Annotated in this window: 2 protein-coding genes and 1 pseudogene; all 3 read right to left on the bottom strand. The window is 67.6% G+C overall.

The window, feature by feature from the left end; all coding sequences use genetic code 11:
- Positions 1-264 (bottom strand): annotated as a pseudogene (locus tag ACWD4J_RS44055) (carbohydrate ABC transporter permease); the annotation flags it as partial.
- Positions 261-1220, bottom strand: a complete 960-nt coding sequence (locus ACWD4J_RS44050) for a carbohydrate ABC transporter permease (protein WP_451401190.1) — start codon at positions 1218-1220, stop codon at positions 261-263. The pseudogene ACWD4J_RS44055 and the gene ACWD4J_RS44050, both read right to left, overlap by 4 nt.
- A 79-nt stretch (positions 1221-1299) precedes the next feature.
- On the bottom strand, positions 1300-1912 hold a 613-nt coding region (locus ACWD4J_RS44045; RefSeq protein WP_451401189.1), incomplete at its 5' end, for an extracellular solute-binding protein.

Here is a 1912-nt window from a genome sequence, read left to right as displayed (position 1 = left end):
GGTGATGTCCCGGCTGAACAGGAGTTTGTACTGGTCGAGGGTGAGGGGGGCGAAGGGGGTTGGAGGGTTGGTCGCCGCGTCCGCCTCCTGGTGGAAGGAGGTGAGTACCATCCACGCCACGGGTGCGAAGAACGCCAGCGTGGCGAGCCAGGCGACGAAGGTCCACAGGGGCGACAGCCGGGGTGTAGCGCTGTTGTCGTCGGGGCGGCGCAGGAACTTTTTGAACCTCGTGCCGGGGGCGGCGGCTGCTGCGTGAGCGGTCATCGGGATACCTCCTCGCGGAACAGCGACGCGATGGTGCGCAGCGCGAAGGTCGCGATCACGATCGAGCCGAGTACGACGACGACACCGGCGGCGGCCGCCTCGCCGTACTCGTATTTGCGGAACATGGTCAGGTAGATCTCGTAGGGCAGGTTGGTCGTCTGTGAGCCGGGGCCGCCCTGGGTGATGGTGTAGACCGCGTCGAAGGTCTGCACCACGTAGATGGTGCCGAGCAGAGTGCCCAGCTCGATGTACTGGCGCAGGTGGGGCAGGGTGATGTAGCGGAAGGTGGCCAGGGCCGATGCCCCGTCGACCTTCGCCGCCTCCAGGACGTCACCGGGCTGCGCCTGCAGACCGGCCAGGAGGATCAGCATCATGAACGGGGTCCACTGCCAGACCAGCGACACCACGACGGCGGGCATGGGGTACGAGGACACCCAGTCGACCGTGGGCCCGTTGGAGGCTCCAAACAGCCGGTATACGGCGTTGAGGGTACCGTTGAGCAGGCCGTAGTCGGGGTTGTAGATCGCGTGCTTCCACAGCAGCGCCGCCGCGACCGGCATGACGAGGAACGGCGCGATGAGCAGGGTGCGCGCCAGCCCCCGGCCGGCGAACCGGCGGTCGAGCAGCATCGCCAGACCGAGCCCGAGGACCACGCTGGCGATCACCACCGACGCGGTGAGCACGACGGTGTTGAGTACCGCGGTGCGCAGCCGCTCGTCGGTGAAGACGAACGTGAAGTTCGACAGGCCGACGAAGTGCCGGTCGCCCGGCTTGAGGATGTTCCACTGGAAGGTGGAGATGACGAGCGTGGCCACGAAGGGCAGCTGCGTGACGGCGATGGTGAAGATCAGCGCCGGCAGCAGCGGGATGCGGCGCTTCCACTTGGCCGTGCCCGAGGACTTCCGTGTTCGGGCGGGTGGTGGTGCTGTCTTGGGGGGAGCGGTGAGCGTGGTCATGGATGGTTCCTCCGCCAGTGACGGCCGGGGTCGGGGAAGCGACGCCCGGCCGGCGGGAGCGCCGGCCGGGCAATGAAGGTCACTTCTGGTAGTTCTTGGCGACGTCCTCGGCGAGCTTCTGGCCGTCGTTCAGCGCCTTGTCCACGCTGGTCTTGCCGGCGATGGCGGCGGAGATCTCCTGGGTGACCTTGGTTCCCAGGTCCTGGAACTCGGGGATGGCCACGTACTGGATGCCCACCGTCGGCCTGGGCTGGACGCCCGGGTTGGCCGGGTCGGCTCCTTCGATGGACTTCAGGGTGATGTCACCGAACGACGCGGCGGCCTTCTGGTACTGCGGGATCTCGTACGTGCTGGCCCGCTTGCCGGACGGGACGCGCGACCAGCCGAGCTTCTCCCCGACCAGCTTCTCGTACTTCTTGCTGGAGGCCCACAGCATGAACTTCGAGGCGGCGTCGGCGTTCTTCGTGGTCTTGGGCATGGCCCAGGCCCAACTCCACAGCCAGCCGCTGCTCTTGGTCTCGACGGTCGGCGCGTAGGCGTAGCCGACGTGACCGGCGATCTTGCTGGAGCTGGGGTCCTCCAGCGGCCCGGCCGCGCTGGTCGCGTCGTACCACATCGCGACCTTCTTCTGGCTCAAGGCGTTGAGGCACTCGGTGAAGCCCGACTGCGCCGCTCCCGCCTCGCCGTGCTTC

It is taken from the genome of Streptomyces sp. NPDC002577 (assembly GCF_053594815.1).
The sequence above is the reverse complement of the archived record's forward strand: the minus strand, read 5'-3'. Positions and strand labels throughout refer to the sequence as shown.